Genomic DNA, 14,573 nt, shown 5'->3' on the forward strand with positions numbered 1-14,573 from the left:
GCTGCCCCTCTTGGGGGCCCCCCCCCCCTACAGGGCCGACCCCGCTTTGGCGGGTGGGTGCGCCCCGCCCATGGGGGCCCGCGCCCCGCCCCCCCCCCGCCGGGGCGGGGCGCCCCCCCCGCCCCCGGGCCCGCACCACCCATGGAAGGCCCTGCGATGGCAACCCTCACCGCGACGCGCACGGTCCCGCCCGTGCGTCGACGCCCCGCGGCGCGCGTGTGGCGCGACCGCCTGCCCGGCATCGTCATGGGCGGCCCCGCCGTCCTCGTCTTCCTGGCGATGTTCATCGTGCCGATGGTCCTGGCGTTCGTGCTGAGCCTGACCGACTGGAACGGCTACAGCCTGAACTTCACGTTCATCGGCTTCGAGAACTACGCGGAGGCCTTCCGCAACCCCCGCACCGTGGACGCGGCGGTCTTCACCGCGGTCGTCGCGTTCTGCGGCACGGTCCTGTGCAACGGCGTCGGGCTGTTCATCGCCGCGCTGATCGCCGGCAACGGCCGCGCGAACACGCTGCTGCGCACGATCTTCTTCTACCCGTACATCATCAGCGCGCTGATCATCGGGTTCCTGTGGTCGGCGATGCTCTCCCCCGAGGGCGCGGTGAACGGCCTGCTGGGGCACCTCGGCGTCGGGCCGGTGCCGTTCCTCACCGAGGTCGCGTTCGCGAAGGCGAGCGTGATCCTCACGATCGTGTGGTCGCACTTCGGCTTCAACATGATCCTGTTCCTCGCGGGCATCAAGTCCGTGCCCACCGAGTACTACGAGGCCGCCACCGTGGACGGCGCCTCCAAGTGGCAGCAGTTCCGCAACGTGACGCTGCCGCTCATCGCCCCCGTGTTCACCGTGAACCTCGTGCTCACGCTGGTGGGGCTGCTCAAGGTCTACGACATCGTGCTGGCGCTGACCGACGGCGGCCCCGCCGGGTCCACCCAGACGATCGTGTACCAGATCCTGCGGGACTCGTTCGCGAACTCGGAGCTCGGCTTCGGCGCGGCGCAGTCCGTGGTCCTGCTGCTCGTCACCGCCGTGCTGGGCCTCGCGGTCACGTTCGCCCGGCGCGGCGCGGAGAAGAAGGTGGCCGACTGATGGCGACGACGACGCACCCGACGACCCCCGTGAGCCCGCCGTCGGCCCCGGCGCCGAGCGCGCCGCGCCCGACGTCGCGGTCCCGACGCCGGCCCGCCCCGGGCGCGGGCACGATCCTCAAGTGGGTGGTGCTGGGCCTCGGCGCGCTGGTGATGCTCGTGCCGCTGTACATCATGGTGATCAACGCCTTCAAGCCGCAGGACGCGATCATCGCCTCGCCGCTGGCGATCACCCCGGACACGTTCAGCCTGGAGTACCTGCAGGCCGCGCTCACCAGCGAGAAGTTCAACGTGGTGAAGGCCTACGGCATCACGCTGCTGTTCGTGGCGCTGGTGAACCTGTGCGGCATCGCGCTCGCCGCGCCCGTCGCGTACGTCATCGCGCGCGGCCGGTCGAAGTGGCACCTGGGCCTGCTGCTGCTCTTCGTGTCCGGCCTGTTCATCCCGGGCCAGGTGACGCTGATCCCCGTCGTCTTCGTGCTGCGGGTGCTCGGGCTCATCAACACGATCCCGGGCTTCATCCTGTTCGAGACGGCGGCGACGCTGCCCGTGACGATCTTCCTGTTCGCCGCCTACCTGCGCACCGTGCCGCGCGACATCGACGAGGCGGCCGCGCTGGACGGGGCTGGCAAGATCCGGGCGTTCTGGTCGTGCATCTTCCCGATCATGAAGCCGGTCGTCGCGACGATCGTCGTGCTGAACTCCATCAGCGTCTGGAACGACTTCGTCAGCCCGCAGATCATCCTGGGCCCGAGCTCCGGCATCTACACCGTGACGACGGGCGTGTACGCGGCGGTGGGCGAGTTCTCCACCGACTACACGACCGTCTTCCCGACCCTGCTGCTGGCGGTGAGCCCGGCGATCCTGTTCTTCGTCCTCATGCAGCGGCACATCATCGGCGGCCTGGTCGCCGGCGCGACGAAGGGCTGAGGCCGACATGAGCGAGACGACCGACCCCCGCGTCCCCACGACGCCGCTGCACGAGGTCCCCGCCTGGGCCGTGCTCGAGCGCCGCCTGTTCGACGCGACGGAGGAGGCCTGGCGCCTGTTCTCCGCGCGGTACACCGGGCCCGACGGCCGCATCCTGCACGCGGGCGGCTTCGAGCACCGCGACGGCGTGGACGACCTGTACGAGCCGTTCTTCAACTGGCCCGCGTTCTACGCCCTGGGCGGCAGCGACGAGGTGCTCGCCGCCGCGAAGCACCACTTCGAGGGCGTGACGGCGCAGCTCACCGAGGGCGGCATGCTCACCGGCGAGTACGAGAACGGGTACGACTGGTTCCACCAGGGCGAGTCGCTGCTGTTCTTCTACGGCCTGTGCGCCGCCGACCCGGGCGACGACCGCTTCGCCGAGCGCGCCCGCCGGTTCGCCGCCCTGTACACGGACCCGGCGCACGGCAACTACGACCCGGCCCGCAACATCGTCACCGCGCCGCACAACGGCGCGCGGGGCCCGCTGCCCGGGCTGGGCACCGAGTGGCTCACGTACCCGGCGTCGCTGGACTACATGGAGGCGTACGGCCTGCCGCTGCACGGGCTGCCGGAGATCACGCGGTGGTCCGACCTGGAGGACCCGGCGCACGCCCGGCTCATGGGCGACGAGCTCCAGCGCCGGGCGGCGGGTGACACCGCGGTCAACCTCGCCGCGACGTCCCTCGTGGTCAACCGCTGGCTGTACGACGGCGACGCCGCGTCCGCCGCGTGGGTGGCGCGGTACGTCGACGGCTGGCGCGAGCGCGCCGCCGCGGCGGGCGGCCTCATGCCGGACAACGTCGCGCCCGACGGCGTCGTCGGCGGCCTGCACGACGGCGCCTGGTACGGCGGCCACTACGGCTGGACCTGGCCGCACGGCCTGCACTCGGTCGGCATGAGCACGCTGATCGGCGCGATCAACGCGTCGTTCGTCTCGGGGGCCTCCGGGGCACGCGACGACGGGCCGCTCGACCTCGTGCGCACCATGCTCGACACGGCGCTGGACCACGCGATCACCGCGCCCGTCACCGAGACCCCGTTCAGCCTGCGCGGCAGCTGGCTGGAGCGGCTGGGCCCGCACGCCGCCGAGCCGGCCACGCTCGTGCCGTACCGGTTCGGCGCCGACGGCTGGTTCGACTTCGGCCCGCTCCAGCTCGACCTGCCCACCTGGCTGTGGTGGTGGACGCGCGACGACGCCGACCGCAAGCGCCTGGACCGGGTGCTCGACGGCATCCCCGGCTCCGACGAGGTCCGACCGTTCCGCGACAAGGTGGAGGCCGGGCACGAGGGGCCGTGGCTCGCGTTCCTCGACGGTTCGCTGCCGGACTATCCGGAGCGCGCGCTGTCGATGGCACTGGGCCAGCTCGCCCGCCGCGTCGCCGTGATGGACGCCGAGCCCGTGGACCCCGAGACCGTGCACCTGCACTTCTGGCAGCGCGCCAACCCGGTCGTCACGGAGGTGCTCGGGCAGCTGATCACCGGCACCCCGCAGACGCTGTACAACGGCGGGCTGCCGTTCGCCGCCGTGGCCTACACCGACGCCGACCGCGGCCGCCCCGGCCTGCCGCCGGACGTCGCGGCGCTCGTCTCCGGCCTCGACCGCGACGCGGACGGCACGGGCCGCGTCGAGCTCAGCCTCGTCAACCTGTCCCCCACGCACGCCCGGCGCGTGCGCGTGCGGCCGTCGCGGTTCGGCGAGGAGCGCCTGACGGGCGTCGTCACGCGCGGCGAGGACGGCGGCGTCTGGCCCGGCCCGTCCACGGCGTCGGCCGGCCGCGCCGGCATGCGGACCGCCGCGACCCTCCCGCTGGACGCGCCCGACCTGCTCGTCGAGCTGCCGCCGTCGCACCGCGCCGACGTCGTGCTGCTCACCGCACCCGCCGGCAGCGCGCCGCGTCACCAGCAGCCGCGCCACCAGCACCGCCTGCACCACGAAGGAGCCCGACCATGACCGAAGCCCTCGCGCCCGTCGACACCGTGCCCACCGACCCCGGCGCCGGCCTCGTGCGGCCCGAGATCACGCTGCCCGTGCGCGGCGGGTCCTACGAGCGCGCGGACGTCGAGACGCTGGAGCGGCTCGGCCAGGTCTCGTCCGCGACGGCCTGCGCGAAGCTGCACGGCCTCGGCATCCGGCACTCGTTCGTCGAGGGCCCGCGCCCGCTCAGGCCCGGGTACCGCGTCGTGGGCTCCGCGCTCACGCTGCAGTTCATGCCGCAGCGCGAGGACCTGGCCGCCGGCGACGAGCAGGAGTACGTGGAGCGGCACACGGCCCTGTGGCACGTGCTCGAGGCCGTGCAGCCCGGCGACGTGCTCGTGATCCAGGCGTACGGCAGCCGGTTCTCGGGCTGTGTGGGCGACATCCTCGCGCGCTACTTCCAGCGCAAGGGCGGCGCCGGCATGGTCGTCGACGGCCGCATCCGCGACTCGGGCAAGATCGCCGACCTCTGCCTGCCCGTGTGGTCGACCGGCGTCACGCCGCACTACGCCTCGCAGTCGGAGCTGTTCCCCTGGGCCTACGACGTGCCCGTCGCCGTCGGCGGCGTGCTGTGCATGCCGGGCGACCTCGTCGTCGCGGACGACGACGGCCCCGTCATCGTCCCGCGCGCGATGGCGGACCAGGTGGTCGAGTCCGCGCAGGACCACGAGGAGTGGGAGGTCTTCAGCCGGCGTCGCCTCGACGAGGGCGCCCGCCTGAGCGACTACTACCCCCTGACCCCCGACACCCGAGGGGAGTTCGAGGCATGGCGTTCCGCGCAGGGCTCCGCCCGCTGACCTCGACGGGTGCGGCCGACGCCGCCGGGGACGTCGCGGCGACGCTCGCCGCGTCGTCCTTCGGCCTCGGCTGCGCGCCGATCGGCAACCTCTTCACGCCGGTCGCCGAGGCCGACGCCGAGGCGACCGTCGGCCGCGCGCTCGAGCGCGGCCTCCGCTTCTTCGACACGGCGCCGCACTACGGCGAGGGCGTCAGCGAGCTGCGGCTCGGGCACGCCCTGGCCGGCGTCGACCGGGACTCCGTCGTCATCGCCACCAAGGTGGGTCGCGTGATCGTCGACGCCGACGGCGCGCCCGTCCCGTCGGGCGGCACCGGCGGCCCGGGCGGCACGACGGTCGGCGACCTCGGCCGCGACGGCGTGCTGCGGTCGCTGGAGGGCAGCCTCGCGCGGCTCGGCACCGACCGCGTCGACCTGCTGTACCTGCACGACCCGGCCGACGTGGACGAGGCGCTGCGTGGTGCCCTGCCCGCGATGCTCGACCTGCGCGACCAGGGCGTCGTGCGGGCCGTGGGGGTCGGGATGGGGCGGAACGCGCCCGTGGCGCGGCTGGTCCGCGAGGCCGCCGGCGCGCTGGACGTCGTCATGCCCGCCGGGCGGGTGACCCTGCTCGACCGCACCGCCCTGGACGACCTGCTCCCGGCCGCCCGCGAGCGCGGGGTCGGCGTCGTCGCGGCGGGGGTCTACAACTCCGGGGTGCTCGCCGACCCGGTGGCGGCGCCGTTCTTCGACTACCACCCGGCGTCGCCGGAGCAGGTGGACCAGGCGCTGCGGATGGCCGCCGCGTGCCACCGCGAGGGGGTCGACCTGCCCACCGCCGCCGTCCGCTGGCCGCTGCTCGTCCCCGGCGTCGAGGCCGTCGTCGTGGGCGCGCGCACCCCCGCGGAGGTGGACGTCTTCGCCGACGCCGCCGACGCCGTCGTCCCCGACCGCCTGTGGACGGAGCTCGACGCGATCGCGAGCTCTGCCGAACAGGCGGTTGACACCGTTATCGGGTCGCATGGCACCGCATAACGGTGTCAACCGCCTGTTCGGCGAGAGCGTGAACGGGGTCGTGGACGCGCACGTGCACCTGTGGGACACGGCCGCGTCGCGGATCTCGTGGTTCCGGGACGACCTGGATCTGCCCGCCGGCGTCGGCCCGGAGGACCTGGCCCGCGCCGTCGCGACGTCGCCGGTACCCGTCCGGGCCGCCGTCGCCGTGCAGGCCGCGGACACCGAGGGCGAGGCACGCTGGCTCGCGCGGCAGTCGGCGGGGCACGGGCCGCTGCCCGGCCCGGTCGTGCTGCAGTACGACGCCCGCCCCGACGACCCCGGCGCTTGGGCCGGCATGGCGCAGCCGCTGCTCGACGACGGCGTCCCCGTCGCAGGGATCCGGCTCGCCGTCCCGGGCGGCGCGGCGGACCTGTCCGACGTCGCCGGGATGGACGCGCTGTGCGAAGGCCTCGCGGCGTCGGGCCGCGTGCTCGAGACGCTGGTGCGCCCGGACCAGCTCCCGGCCGTCGCCGCGCTGGCCGGGCGGCACCCGCACCTCGACCTCGTCGTCTGCCACCTCGGCCTCGGTACGGGCGACCCCGACGCGTCGTGGCGCGACGCCCTCGCCGCCGTCGCCGTCCGCCCCCGCGCGCACGCCAAGCTGTCTGGCGTCCACACCACGGCTCCCGACGACGCCGGGCGCACGACCGCCGCCGCCCGGGTCGCCGTCGACCTGCTCGGCCCCGGGCGGCTGCTGTTCGGCAGCGACTGGCCGATGTCCGCACGGGTCGCCCCGTACGCGCAGATCGTCGAGCGCACCGCCGCCGCCCTCCCCCCGCTCGACGACGCCGCGGCGACGGCGGTCTGGTCCGGGACGGCGGCGCGCCTCTACGGCGTCGCCGCGGGGTGAGCGACGCCTACGCGAACCGCGCCAGCGCCTCCGCGGTCACCGGGGCGAAGCAGTTCACCAGCGTCCCGTCCGGGTCCCGCACCAGCAGCGACCGGTTGCCCCACGGCATGGTGGTCGGCGGGGTGACGACCTCGACCGTGTCGTCGAGCCCGGCGTGCACCGCGTCCACGTCCTCGACGCGGAACTCCACGATGGCGGTGCGGTTGCTGGCGGGTGCCGCCGAGCCCGGCCCGAACAGGCGAACGGTGGCGGTGCTGCCGATGGCGAGGGTGCCGTGCGGGGTGCGCAGCTCGGCGAACTCCGGCGACGGGCGGTCAGCGACGACGCCGGTGAGCCGCTCGTAGAAGGCGGTCAGCCGCTCGACGTCGTCGGTGATGAGGCGGACGGAGACGAGGCTGGTGGCGAGGCTGCTGGCGTGGGTCATGGTGGTGGTCCTCCCGGTCGGGGTGCGGTCAGCGCCGCAGGCTCCCCGCGGCTCCGACCAGCCTGCGCCGGCTCCGCGACACCCCGACGTCGGTGTTTTCGGGGCGCCTCCCCTCGGCACCGTCAGCCCAGGAGCGTGAGCGTCCGCAGGTCCCCGTCCGGCACCTGGATGTCCTCGGGCCGGACGACGCGCCGGGGCGCGCGCTCGGCGGTGGCCGTGACGCGGTCGACCCGGTCGAGGCGGAAGGCCCGGATCCCGTCGCGCAGCCGGCACCACGCCAGCAGGTACCACCCGGTGGACGACCCGACGAACCCGAGCGGCTCGACGTCGCGCGTGGTCGCGGCGTCCTCCCGGTCCGTGTACCGCAACCGCAGGACCCGACGCGCGGAGATCGCGTCCGCGAGGACGCCGGGGATCGCGGGTCCGTCGGCCGGCGTGCCGAGCAGGTGCACGCGGGATGCGAGGTCGTGCGCGGCGGCCGCGTCGTCGTCGCGCATGGCCGCGAGGATCTTGCGCAGCGCGGTCGACCCGCCGGCGGCGAACGGCGTCCCGGCCAGGCCACCGAGGGCGACCGCGACGGCCACCGCCTCGTCGGGGCTGAAGTTCACCGGCGGTAGCGTCCGGGAGCGGTCGAGGCAGTAGCCGCCGGTCCTCCCCGGCTCGGCCCAGACGGGCACCCCGGCCTGCTGCAGCGCGGTGATGTCCCGCTCCACGGTGCGCCGGCTCACCTCGAACCGGGCCGCCAACCACGACGCGCTCCGCGGGCGGGGAGCGACCGCCCGCAGCTCCTCGACGATCGCGTACAGCCGGTCGGTCCGGTTCACGCGACGACCCTACGCGCGCGCCGCCCGCCGCCTCGCCCGCCGTCGACGCCGTGGGAGGATCGCGACGGTGCCGGCGCCGCGCCGGCCGTGACGCACGGGAGGAACGATGTTCGCGAGGTCGCTGGGCGACGACGGCGCGGAGCTGCGTCCGCTGGAGCCGTGGCACGCGGAGGAGCTGCTGGCGACGATCGACCGCGGCCGCGAGTTCGTCGGTCGGTTCGTCGGCCTGGCGGACCGCATCACGGACCTCGCCTCGAGCCGGTCGTTCCTCGAGTCGTACGCGCAGAAGGCGGCCACCGACACCGGGCGCCTCTACGGCATCTGGCTGGACGGCACCCTGGTGGGCGGCGTCCTGTTCCGCACGATGGACGTGGCGCAGGGCACGGCCGAGGCCGGGTGCTGGCTGGAGCCGGCGGCCGCGGGCCGGGGCCTCGTGACGCGGGCGTCGCGCGTCATCATCGACTGGGCGGTCCGCGAGCGCGGCATCCACCGGGTGGAGTGGTGGGCGGCGTCGGGCAACGCGCCGAGCATCGCCGTCGCCCGCCGGCTGGGGATGCGCCGCGACGGCGTGCTGCGCGAGCACCACGAGCACCGGGGCGTGCGGCAGGACATCGAGGTCTGGTCGGTGCTCGCGCCGGAGTGGGAGGCACAGGCATGAGCGGCGGCCCGCACGACGACGTCGAGCTGATCGGCGGGGTCGAGAAGCGCGAGATCGTGCTCGTGGAGCCGGACCCGGCCTGGCCGGCGCGGTTCGAGCGGGAGCGCGCCCGCATCCTCGGCGCCCTGGGCCCGGTCGCGGTGCGGGTGGACCACGTGGGGTCGACGTCGGTGCCCGGGCTCGCTGCCAAGCCGATCGTCGACATCGACGTCAGCGTGCCCGACGTCGAGGACGAGGGCGCCTACCTGCCCGCGCTGCTCGCGGCCGGCTACGAGCTGCGCGTGCGGGAGCCCGGCCACCGCCTGGTCCGCACGCCCGAGCGCGACGTGCACGTCCACGTGTGCGCCGCCGGCAGCGACTGGGAGCGGAACCACCTGCTGTTCCGCGACCGGCTCCGGCACGACGCCGACGACCACGCCGCCTACGCCGCGCTCAAGCGCGAGCTCGCGGCCCGCGACTGGCCGAGCATGAACGACTACGCCGACGCCAAGGGCGGGCTGATCGCCGAGATCACCGCCCGGGCGGAGGCGTGGGCCGCCGCCACGGGCTGGACGACCTAGCCCTCAGCCGTCCGCGCCGTCGCGCCGTCGTCGCCCGCGCCGGTCTCCTGGTCCAGCAGCGTGCCCGCCGCGTGCGCCTCGAAGAGCGTGGACGCGGCCTCGGCGTCGCCGTCGTCGAGGACGTCGAGCAGGCTGCGGTGCCAGTCGGCCACCTGGTGCCAGTCGCCCGTGAACTCGGGGTCGCCGAGCAGGTGCATCGACCGCAGGCTGGGCTCGATGATGTCCCACATGCGCGGCAGGTAGGTGTTGCCGCTGGCCTCGATGACGGCGCGGTGGAAGCCGAAGTCGAGCTCGCGGAACGCGGGCAGGTCGGCGGCGTCGACGGCGCCGTGCATCTCGTCGATGACCTTCTCCAGGCTGGAGCGGGTCTCGGCCGCGAGCTGCCCGCACGCGAGCCGGCCGGCGAGCGCCTCGAGGGCGACGCGCGCCTGCTTGGCCTGCTGCGCCTCCTCGTCGGAGTACTGCGCCACGAAGTTGCCCTGGTGGCGCACGTGCGTCACCAGGCCCTCGTGGGCGAGGCGCTTGAGCGCGTCGCGCACGGGCGCCTGGCTGACCTGGAGGCGGCGGGCGAGCTGCGACTCGACGAGCTGCTCCCCCGGTTCGAGCTGGGACGTCTTGATCATCGACTTCACGAGGTCGTAGATCTGGTCCGACAGCAGCCCGCGCTCCAGGCCGCTGATCGAGCTGAGCGCGTCCGTCATCCCTGCAGCCTCACGTCGTTCCTCGGGTCGTTATCGACAATCGTTTGTGCGTCGTCAGCGTACGCCGCCAGCCACGCGTCCGCGATCATCCGGGACGCTGGCGGCGTCGGGTGCACGCCGTCCGGGGCGAGGGCCGCGGCACCGGCGTCCCGGGCGGCGCGGGTCAGCAGGGAGTGCAGCGGCACCAGCGCGGCCCCGGTCTCGGCGGCCAGGCGCGCGACGACGTCCCGCTTGCCGTCGAGGTCCTCGAACCAGCCCTCCTGCTCGTCGCGCACGGGGAGCAGGAACGGCTCGACCAGCACGAGCCGCGGGCTGCCCGGCACGCGCGCGAGCAGCCGCCGGTAGGTGGCCTCGAACGCCTCGGCGCTCGTCGCGTCGTCGGAGTCGAAGCGGCGCCAGGTGTCGTTGACCCCCACGTACACGGTGAGGACGTCGGGCGCCGTCGGCGCGACGTCGCGCTCCCACCGCTCCTCGAGGTCGGCGGCGCGGTTGCCGCCGATGCCGAGGTTGAGCACGACGGCGTCGGGCAGGTCCGCCGCGACGAGGGAGACGTAGCCGTCGCCGAGCGACGCCTCGTCCGCGCGGTCGCGGCCCGCATCGGTGATGGAGTCCCCGACGAACACGAGGCGTCCGGGGGCTGCACTGCTGGTCATGAGCTCTCCTTCGAGTGGCGGACGGGTCCGACCGTAGCGGGTCGGGGCCACCGTCGCCGCATTGTCAGCGATTATCGATTAATGTAACCTGCCGGTGCTTGACGATCCGGGCGCGCCGCACCCGCGTCGCCCCGAGAACCCCGTGACCACACGAGAGGTCGGAGCACTCGCAATGAAGCGACCACTGTCAGCTCTGCTGCTGACGTCCCTGCTCGTCGCAGGGACGCAGACGGCAGCACATGCCGAACCGCCCCCGCAGTCCGCCCCGCAGGCCAAGGCCGGCACCGTCCTCTACGTCTCCCCCGACGGCCGGGACGGCGCGAAGGGCACGCAGAAGCGCCCCCTCGCCACGCTCGAGGGTGCCCGTGACGCGATCCGCGAGCTGCCGAAGGGACAGCGCAAGAAGGGCGTCACCGTGTACCTCCGCGAGGGCACGTACGAGCGCTCGGAGTCCTTCCTCCTCGGTGAGGAGGATTCCGGGACCGCGGACGCCCCCATCACCTACCGCTCCTACCCCGGCGAGCGCGCCACGATCTCGGGCGGCAAGGAGCTGCCCTACGACGGCTTCTCCCCCGTGACCGACGAGGCCGTGCTCGACCGGATCATCGAGACGTCCGCGCACGACGACGTCCTGCAGATCGACCTGCGCGACCTCGGCATCGACGACTACGGCCAGCTCAGCCGGCACGGCTACTGGAAGGCCAACGACGTCTCGACGACGCCGCCCATGGAGCTGTACGTGGACGGCGAGGACATGACCCTCGCCCGCTGGCCCAACGCCGGCGCGGCGAAGGACACCGTCCAGATGAACAAGATCGTCGACCCCGGCCCCACCAAGGACGACGCCGACCTGCAGGAGCGCGGCGGCACGTTCAGCTACTCCTACGACCGCCCGCAGTACTGGGGCGAGGCGGAGGACGTCTGGATGGACGGCATCTTCGGCCAGAGCTGGGAGTGGTCGTACAACAAGGTCGAGTCGATCGACACGGACGCCCGGACCATCACGCTGCGGTACGGCGAGATGTCGGGGCTCATGAAGACCTGGTACCCGGACTTCCACTTCGCGCAGAACCTGCTCGAGGAGCTCGACGCGCCGGGCGAGTACTACATCGACCGCGAGACCGGGATGCTCTACCTGGTGCCGAACGCGTCGTTCCTGGCCGAGCGCGGGGCGCCCGTCGTCACGACGCTGGACGAGCCGATGATCCGGACCGACGGGGCGTCGTACGTGACGTTCGACGACCTGGTGCTCGAGTACGGGCGGGCGCTGGGCGTCGTCGTCCTCGGCGGCAGCCACGTGACGGTCTCGAACAGCGACGTGCAGAACTTCGCCGACGGCGGCGTCTCCATCAACTCGCCGGGGCGGTACACGTACGACGGCATCCCGGTGAACCGGGGCGGTCGTGACCACGCCGTCGTCTCCAGCGACATCCGCCACGTGGGCGGGGTCGGCGTCGTGCTGACCGGCGGGGACAAGACGACCCTGGAGCCCGGCCGCAACCGCGTCGAGGACTCGCACATCCACGACTTCGCCTACTACCACAAGGCGTACAACCCGGGCGTCATGTTCGACGGCGTCGGGAACGTCGCACGCGGCAACGAGATCAACGACGCGCCGCACCCGGGCGTCATCGTGCACGGCAACGACCACCTGTTCGAGCAGAACGAGGTGTACGACGTCTGCAAGACGTTCCAGGACCTCGGCGCGATCTACATGAACTCGGGCGAGACGCCGCAGCAGCGCGGGCACGTGTTCCGGCAGAACTACTTCCACGACGTCGGCCTCACCAAGCACGGCGTCGAGGGCATCTACGCCGACAACTTCACGTGGGACCTGGAGATCAGCCAGAACGTCTTCGTGGACATGGGCAACGACGCGATCAAGTCCGGCTCGGCCGACCACATCGACGCCACGAACAACGTGTTCGTCGACACCACCGTGCCGTACGACAACTACACGCAGTGGATGGGCGACGGCGAGGGCAACACCGTCGACCGCGTCTACATGCCGAAGTGGGAGAAGGTGTTCGCCGACAACAAGGACTTCGTCGGCACGCCGTACCTGGAGAAGTACCCCGAGCTGGGCCACTTCTTCGAGGACAACCACTACTTCCCGAACAACTCCACGTTCGCGAAGAACGTCGTGTGGAACCCGGACCGCGCGCGCAACCCCGACGTCAACGCCGAAGGCGCGCTCGACACGAAGAACCTCCTCAACTACGGGACCGGCGACGACGCCAACTGGGTGACGGACGCCGACCCGGGGTTCGTCGACGCGGCGAACGGCGACTTCACGCTGCGCGAGGACGCCGCCGTCTTCGACCAGATCCCCGGGTTCGAGGCGATCCCGTTCGGTGAGATCGGCACGGACGGTCACGTCGGCCAGTCGCAGACGCCGGACACCGTGGCCCTGGAGTCGCTGGTGCTGCCGGCGGACCAGCTGGCCGTGACGCTCGGCGACGAGGTGTCGGTGGCCGCCCAGGCGGTGCCATGGAACGCCACCCGGCAGGCCGTCACGTACACCTCGAGCGACCCCGAGGTCGCGACCGTCAGCGCCGCGGGGATCCTCACCGCCGTCGCGCCCGGCGAGGTGACCGTGACCGCGGAGGCGAAGGCCGACGCGGGCGTCCGCGACGAGATGACCGTGACCGTGGCGGCCGGCGACGGCGTGCTCCACTCGACGGACTTCGAGACGGGCGGCAACGGCTGGGCCACCGACCCGAACCGCGCGATCGTCGACGACGGCACGGGCGACCACGTCTACCGGATCAAGAACGGCGCCAACTCCCAGCTCGACCGCTCCTTCTCGGAGTACGCGCTCGACTTCACCGTGACGACGCCCGCCGAGGTGCCCGAGGGCGGGCAGATGCTCGTCTACGACCGCACCGGCAGCACGCCGGGCGGGTACGTCCGCTACCGCCACGCGGCGGCCGGCTCGACGTGGACGATCTTCGACTCCGCGTGGGGCACCGTGAAGGAGGTGACGCTCCCCGCGGGCGAGGGGCTGAAGGCGTCCACGCAGTACGACGTGCGCGTCGTGGTGACGGCGGGCGGCGTGCGCGTGCTGCTCGACGGCGACGAGGTCGTCGCGGGGGCCAACCCGGCGCCCGCCGGCGCCGGCAAGGTCGGCTTCTACGTGCAGGGCTTCACGTCGCTCGACTTCGACGACGTGCGGTTCTCGCTCGTGGGCGTCGACCCGGACGGCCTGACCCTGGCGCCGTCCGAGGCGACGATCGAGCCGGGCGAGACCCACCCGATCGCGCCGTCGTTCACCCCCGCGGACGCCACGCGCACCGGCCTGGGGTGGACGTCGAGCGACGAGTCCGTCGCGACCGTCGACGCGAAGGGCGTGGTCCGCGGCGTCGCCGCCGGCACGGCCACGATCACGGCGACGTCCACCGTGGTGCCCGGCCTCGCGGCGTCGTCCACCGTGACGGTGCGGGCGGCGGAGCACCCGGTGACGTCGCTCGGCGCCGAGATCCTCGACCCCGCCGCCTGGGCGCCGGGCGAGGGGGTCACGGTGGCCGACGGCGCGGCCCACCTGGCGCCGCGCGGCGCGTGGAGCTTCAAGCCGAAGCAGTTCGGCGACGAGCTGCTCCGGTTCGACACGTCCGTCGGCGCCTTCAACGGCGGCTGGTTCGGGTTCTCCGTGCGGTCCAAGACCGCCGGCGACCCCGTGTGGACGAACAGCAGCTCGGGCTACCTCGTGGTCATCAAGGAGGACGTCATCGAGATGCAGAAGTGGAGCCCCGCCGTCTTCATGGTCGACACGTTCCCCAACACGGTGATCGAGCCGGGCTCCACCCACGAGGTGACGTTCGGCGCCGTCGACGTGGAGGGTGGCACCCGCGTGGTGCTGCGCGTGGACGGCGAGCCCGTGTGGAGCTATCTCGACGACGCGGCCGACAACCCGCTGGCCACCGACGGGTACTTCACCGTCTACCGGCAGGGCCCCGCGGGCGAGATGAGCATCTCCCCCACGAGCTGACCTGGAAGCATTCGAGCACGGGATCCGTCCCGCCATCCACGTGGATGGC

The 14,573-nt window shown here is 73.3% G+C and carries 13 protein-coding genes; 9 read left to right on the forward strand and 4 right to left on the reverse strand.

The window, feature by feature from the left end; translation table 11 throughout:
• Nucleotides 1-156: 156 nt before the first annotated feature.
• The 6 genes from ACFQ8Y_RS04580 to ACFQ8Y_RS04605 are packed head-to-tail and all read left to right on the forward strand — an operon-like array spanning nucleotide 157 to nucleotide 6,716.
• Nucleotides 157-1,089, forward strand: coding sequence for a carbohydrate ABC transporter permease (locus ACFQ8Y_RS04580; RefSeq protein WP_430551635.1), 933 nt, complete (start codon nucleotides 157-159; stop codon nucleotides 1,087-1,089).
• A complete protein-coding gene (locus ACFQ8Y_RS04585) occupies nucleotides 1,089-2,018 on the forward strand; it encodes a carbohydrate ABC transporter permease (protein ID WP_430584731.1) in 930 nt (309 codons plus the stop codon). Before ACFQ8Y_RS04580 ends, ACFQ8Y_RS04585 begins: the two co-directional genes overlap by 1 nt.
• A 7-nt stretch (nucleotides 2,019-2,025) precedes the next feature.
• Nucleotides 2,026-4,011: a hypothetical protein gene (locus tag ACFQ8Y_RS04590; RefSeq protein WP_430584732.1), complete on the forward strand. Its 1,986-nt coding sequence runs from the start codon at nucleotides 2,026-2,028 to the stop codon at nucleotides 4,009-4,011.
• Nucleotides 4,008-4,832 (forward strand): ribonuclease activity regulator RraA, encoded by an 825-nt coding sequence (locus tag ACFQ8Y_RS04595; protein ID WP_430584733.1) that lies wholly within the window; start codon nucleotides 4,008-4,010, stop codon nucleotides 4,830-4,832. The genes ACFQ8Y_RS04590 and ACFQ8Y_RS04595 overlap by 4 nt, the downstream gene beginning before the upstream one ends.
• Nucleotides 4,802-5,845 carry an aldo/keto reductase gene (locus ACFQ8Y_RS04600; protein ID WP_430562756.1) on the forward strand — a complete coding sequence of 348 codons (1,044 nt, stop codon included), beginning with the start codon at nucleotides 4,802-4,804 and terminating at the stop codon, nucleotides 5,843-5,845. The genes ACFQ8Y_RS04595 and ACFQ8Y_RS04600 overlap by 31 nt, the downstream gene beginning before the upstream one ends.
• Nucleotides 5,832-6,716, forward strand: a complete 885-nt coding sequence (locus ACFQ8Y_RS04605; RefSeq protein WP_430584734.1) for an amidohydrolase family protein — start codon at nucleotides 5,832-5,834, stop codon at nucleotides 6,714-6,716. Before ACFQ8Y_RS04600 ends, ACFQ8Y_RS04605 begins: the two co-directional genes overlap by 14 nt.
• Before the next feature lie 7 nt (nucleotides 6,717-6,723).
• Here ACFQ8Y_RS04605 and ACFQ8Y_RS04610 read toward each other — a convergent pair whose 3' ends face one another.
• Together ACFQ8Y_RS04610 and ACFQ8Y_RS04615 are read right to left on the reverse strand one after the other, a co-directional pair.
• Nucleotides 6,724-7,140: a VOC family protein gene (locus tag ACFQ8Y_RS04610; RefSeq protein WP_430562754.1), complete on the reverse strand. Its 417-nt coding sequence runs from the start codon at nucleotides 7,138-7,140 to the stop codon at nucleotides 6,724-6,726.
• Nucleotides 7,141-7,262: 122 nt separating this feature from the next.
• On the reverse strand, nucleotides 7,263-7,964 hold the full coding sequence (locus ACFQ8Y_RS04615; protein WP_430584735.1) for a helix-turn-helix transcriptional regulator: 702 nt from the start codon (nucleotides 7,962-7,964) through the stop codon (nucleotides 7,263-7,265).
• A gap of 106 nt (nucleotides 7,965-8,070) precedes the next feature.
• On the opposite strand from ACFQ8Y_RS04615, the gene ACFQ8Y_RS04620 reads away from it, so the two are divergent.
• Together ACFQ8Y_RS04620 and ACFQ8Y_RS04625 are read left to right on the forward strand one after the other, a co-directional pair.
• Nucleotides 8,071-8,622, forward strand: a complete 552-nt coding sequence (locus ACFQ8Y_RS04620) for a GNAT family N-acetyltransferase (protein WP_430562752.1) — start codon at nucleotides 8,071-8,073, stop codon at nucleotides 8,620-8,622.
• Nucleotides 8,619-9,182 carry a GrpB family protein gene (locus ACFQ8Y_RS04625; protein WP_430584736.1) on the forward strand — a complete coding sequence of 188 codons (564 nt, stop codon included), beginning with the start codon at nucleotides 8,619-8,621 and terminating at the stop codon, nucleotides 9,180-9,182. The genes ACFQ8Y_RS04620 and ACFQ8Y_RS04625 overlap by 4 nt, the downstream gene beginning before the upstream one ends.
• Here ACFQ8Y_RS04625 and ACFQ8Y_RS04630 read toward each other — a convergent pair.
• A complete protein-coding gene (locus ACFQ8Y_RS04630; protein ID WP_430584737.1) occupies nucleotides 9,179-9,883 on the reverse strand; it encodes a GntR family transcriptional regulator in 705 nt (234 codons plus the stop codon). The genes ACFQ8Y_RS04625 and ACFQ8Y_RS04630 overlap by 4 nt on opposite strands.
• On the reverse strand, nucleotides 9,880-10,536 hold the full coding sequence (locus tag ACFQ8Y_RS04635; RefSeq protein ID WP_430584738.1) for an SGNH/GDSL hydrolase family protein: 657 nt from the start codon (nucleotides 10,534-10,536) through the stop codon (nucleotides 9,880-9,882). Before ACFQ8Y_RS04635 ends, ACFQ8Y_RS04630 begins: the two co-directional genes overlap by 4 nt.
• Nucleotides 10,537-10,708: 172 nt before the next feature.
• On the opposite strand from ACFQ8Y_RS04635, the gene ACFQ8Y_RS04640 reads away from it, so the two are divergent.
• A complete protein-coding gene (locus ACFQ8Y_RS04640) occupies nucleotides 10,709-14,524 on the forward strand; it encodes an Ig-like domain-containing protein (RefSeq protein ID WP_430584739.1) in 3,816 nt (1,271 codons plus the stop codon).
• Nucleotides 14,525-14,573 lie beyond the last annotated feature (49 nt).

The sequence above is a fragment of the Isoptericola sp. NPDC056605 genome (assembly GCF_042792795.1).
GTDB lineage: Bacteria > Actinomycetota > Actinomycetes > Actinomycetales > Cellulomonadaceae > Isoptericola.

Coding starts and splice junctions, on each gene's coding strand:
- ACFQ8Y_RS04580 (WP_430551635.1), top strand. CDS start 157: ATGGCAACCCTCACCGCGACGCGCACGGTCCCGCCCGTGCGTCGACGC.
- ACFQ8Y_RS04585 (WP_430584731.1), top strand. CDS start 1,089: ATGGCGACGACGACGCACCCGACGACCCCCGTGAGCCCGCCGTCGGCC.
- ACFQ8Y_RS04590 (WP_430584732.1), top strand. CDS start 2,026: ATGAGCGAGACGACCGACCCCCGCGTCCCCACGACGCCGCTGCACGAG.
- ACFQ8Y_RS04595 (WP_430584733.1), top strand. CDS start 4,008: ATGACCGAAGCCCTCGCGCCCGTCGACACCGTGCCCACCGACCCCGGC.
- ACFQ8Y_RS04600 (WP_430562756.1), top strand. CDS start 4,802: ATGGCGTTCCGCGCAGGGCTCCGCCCGCTGACCTCGACGGGTGCGGCC.
- ACFQ8Y_RS04605 (WP_430584734.1), top strand. CDS start 5,832: ATGGCACCGCATAACGGTGTCAACCGCCTGTTCGGCGAGAGCGTGAAC.
- ACFQ8Y_RS04610 (WP_430562754.1), bottom strand. CDS start 7,140: ATGACCCACGCCAGCAGCCTCGCCACCAGCCTCGTCTCCGTCCGCCTC.
- ACFQ8Y_RS04620 (WP_430562752.1), top strand. CDS start 8,071: ATGTTCGCGAGGTCGCTGGGCGACGACGGCGCGGAGCTGCGTCCGCTG.
- ACFQ8Y_RS04625 (WP_430584736.1), top strand. CDS start 8,619: ATGAGCGGCGGCCCGCACGACGACGTCGAGCTGATCGGCGGGGTCGAG.
- ACFQ8Y_RS04630 (WP_430584737.1), bottom strand. CDS start 9,883: ATGACGGACGCGCTCAGCTCGATCAGCGGCCTGGAGCGCGGGCTGCTG.
- ACFQ8Y_RS04635 (WP_430584738.1), bottom strand. CDS start 10,536: ATGACCAGCAGTGCAGCCCCCGGACGCCTCGTGTTCGTCGGGGACTCC.
- ACFQ8Y_RS04640 (WP_430584739.1), top strand. CDS start 10,709: ATGAAGCGACCACTGTCAGCTCTGCTGCTGACGTCCCTGCTCGTCGCA.